Here is a 2893-nt window from a genome sequence, read left to right on the forward strand (position 1 = left end):
GTCTCTGCATACAACCTCAAGGAAAGACTTTGGCGCGAGGATTTCGAGACCTGCATGGACAGGCACGACGATCTCGCGGCGAACAATCGCCATTTCAGCTTCTTCTGGTGTCCGGTCGCCGAGTTGCGGCATCTCTACTGCCTGCCCGACGTCGCGGCGGTTTCGACGGTCAAGCACGAGCACGATGTCTGCGAGATGAAGGTGATGAACCACACCGACGAGCCGCCCTACTCGAACGAGAACACTTTCGAGCGGGTCGTTTACAGTTCGGAAATCTACCCGATCGAATACGTCCCGAACTTCCACGAACTCGAATACGCCATCCCCGTCGAGAACGGCAAGGAGGCCCTGCGGCAGATTCGCGAGCAGATGCTGACCACGCACACGAATTGCATCTATCCGGTGGAATATCGATTCGTTGCTGGCGATTGGGGCATGCTGAGCCCTTATTACCAGCGCGCCAGCGTGACGGTCTCCGTCTCCGGTCTCCGTCTCCGGCGGCCCGGGGATCGACTATTGGCGCTATCTCCTCGACGTCGACGTGATCCTCAGGCAATACGGAGCGCGACCGCACTGGGGCAAGCTGCATTTCAATCGCGCGGAAGACATGCCGTCGCTCTATCCGCGCTTTCATGACTTCCAGGCGATCCGCCGCAAAATGGACCCGTCAGGCCTCTTCCTGAACGATCACTTGAGAAGTCTGTTCGAGTAGCGAACGGGTCGTCGGTGCACCGTCTCGATCAGATTCGGCGGAACACCACGCTCAGATTGTTTGCGGGCATCTCGGTGATCGTCGGAACCGAGAATCCGACGGATTGCGCAACCGCTGCGACCGCGTGGTATTGAGAACAAACGCTCCACGATGAGCCCCCGGCGTGAAACCAGATAGTGCAGATGGCGGCAAGCGCACTATCAGACGCTTTCACGGTAGGGTTTCGCGCATCCAGCTGTCACGTTCAGCCGGCGTGGAAGGCAGCATTGGGCAGGACATCTACCGTCCGGCATCCCTCGGAAATGGCAAAGGCCCGCTCATAGCGGAAGTCCAGAGTTGTGCGGCGTCGGGCCGTCCGCCGAGCGTCTTCCTTCTGAACCGCGCGATGTACCTATCCGCCTGACTCACCGTCGTTCGGGCACCGCCGGCGGTTTACCCCGCGTCCGGATCCGTGTTAGCGTCTTGCTCTCGCGCGAGGCTGATGGTTATGAGCGCGCGGATCGAGGAAGCGACCCCACAGGAAGCAGGGCGTTCTTTGGCCCCGGCGGCGCTTGCCTGCATGGGGGTCGTGTTCGGCGACATTGGCACGAGTCCGCTCTATACCCTCAACACGGCCGCGAGAGCGGCTGCGCCCGATGGACCGGTTCCGCCCGAGGCCGTGCTCGGGATCGTTTCGCTGATCTTCTGGTCGCTGATCGTCGTCATCTCGATCAAATACGCAATCCTGATCATGCGCGCCGATAATCACGGCGAAGGCGGCATCCTCGCGCTACTCGCATTGGTGAGCCCAAGGCGCGCCAAGAAAAACTCGGCGCGCGCCGCTGTAGTCGTCGTCGGCCTCGTCGGCGCGACGCTGCTCTACGGCGACGGCTGCATCACCCCAGCGATTTCCGTCCTCAGCGCCGTCGAAGGCCTCAAGATTTATGCGCCGCAACTCGGGCACGCCGTGCTTCCGCTGACGGTCGCGATCCTCCTCGGACTGTTCGTGATCCAGCGACGAGGCACCGGATTCATCGGCGGCCTGTTCGGGCCGATCATGTTCGTCTGGTTCATCATCATCGGTGTGCTAGGGGTTATGGGGATTCTGAGAGCGCCCGGCGTGCTTGCGGCCCTCAATCCCTTGGCGGCGGTGACCTATCTCTCGAGCGCGGGTCCGATCGCCTTCGCGGTGATTGGCGGGGCGTTCCTCGCGGTGACCGGCGGCGAGGCGTTCTACGCCGATATGGGCCATTTTGGCCCGCTGCCAATCCGCATTGCCTGGTTCGGCGTCGCCCTGCCGTGCCTTACGCTCAACTATTTTGGCCAGGGCGGGCTCTTGCTGACTCAACCGAACGCCGCGGACAGCCCTTTCTATCTGCTGGCGCCGGAATGGGCGCACTATCCGCTGCTCCTGCTTGCCACCGTGGCGACCGTGATCGCCTCGCAATCGATCATCTCCGGCGCCTATTCGATGACGCAGCAAGCGATCAATCTTGGCTTCCTGCCTCGCATGAACGTCATTCATACCGAGGGGCGCGAGATCGGCCAGATCTATGTGCCGTTCGTCAACTGGGCGCTGGCCGCGGCGACGCTCGCCGCCACCATCGGCTTCGGCTCCTCTGACCGATTGGCCGGCGCATTCGGCATCGCCGTCTCGCTCCTGATGGCGATCACCACGCTGATGGCGACGTTTGTCGCGCTGCACTGGAAGCACAATCCGTTCCTCGTCCTCACGGTCAACGGGAGTTTGCTCGCCCTCGATCTCCTGTTCTTCGCCTCGACCTCCACCAAGCTTCTCGACGGCGGCTGGTTCCCGCTCCTCATCGCCTTCGTAATCTCCTTCCTCATGCTGACTTGGCGCAAAGGCGAAGAACTCATGGACAAGGTGCGTCTCGAGATCCGTGAGCGATCTCAGGACTTCATCGAGCGTCTCCGCCGCGATCCGCCTATTCGCATTCCCGGGACGGCGGTCGTCCTTGGCCGCATGACGAAAGGAGTTCCGCTCGCGTTGTCGCACAACGTGAAGTGCAATCACGTTCTGAACGAGAACGTGCTCCTCGTCGCGGTAGCTACGACGGAGACCCCTACGGTGGCGGAAGAGCACAGAATCCAAGTCACGCCTCTTTCAGAGGGACTTACCCGGGCCGAGCTTCGCTTCGGCTTCATGGAGCAGCCCACCGTGCCCGAGGGGCTGGCCCAGGC

2 protein-coding genes and 1 pseudogene are annotated in these 2893 nt (G+C 61.9%); all 3 read left to right on the forward strand.

The genetic code is table 11. The features are described from left to right. Window positions 1-204: 204 nt before the first annotated feature. A pseudogene (locus ACLP25_RS03390) lies at window positions 205-420 on the forward strand (D-arabinono-1,4-lactone oxidase); the annotation flags it as partial. A 121-nt stretch (window positions 421-541) separates the two neighbouring features. Beyond that, on the forward strand, window positions 542-712 hold the full coding sequence (locus ACLP25_RS03395; protein WP_442467822.1) for a D-arabinono-1,4-lactone oxidase: 171 nt from the start codon (window positions 542-544) through the stop codon (window positions 710-712). 487 nt (window positions 713-1199) lie between these two features. Next, window positions 1200-2893, forward strand: a 1694-nt coding sequence (locus ACLP25_RS03400; RefSeq protein ID WP_442467823.1) for a potassium transporter Kup, incomplete at its 3' end; no start/stop codon positions are given.

This window comes from Roseiarcus sp. (assembly GCF_052145395.1).
In the GTDB taxonomy this organism is placed as follows: domain Bacteria; phylum Pseudomonadota; class Alphaproteobacteria; order Rhizobiales; family Beijerinckiaceae; genus Roseiarcus.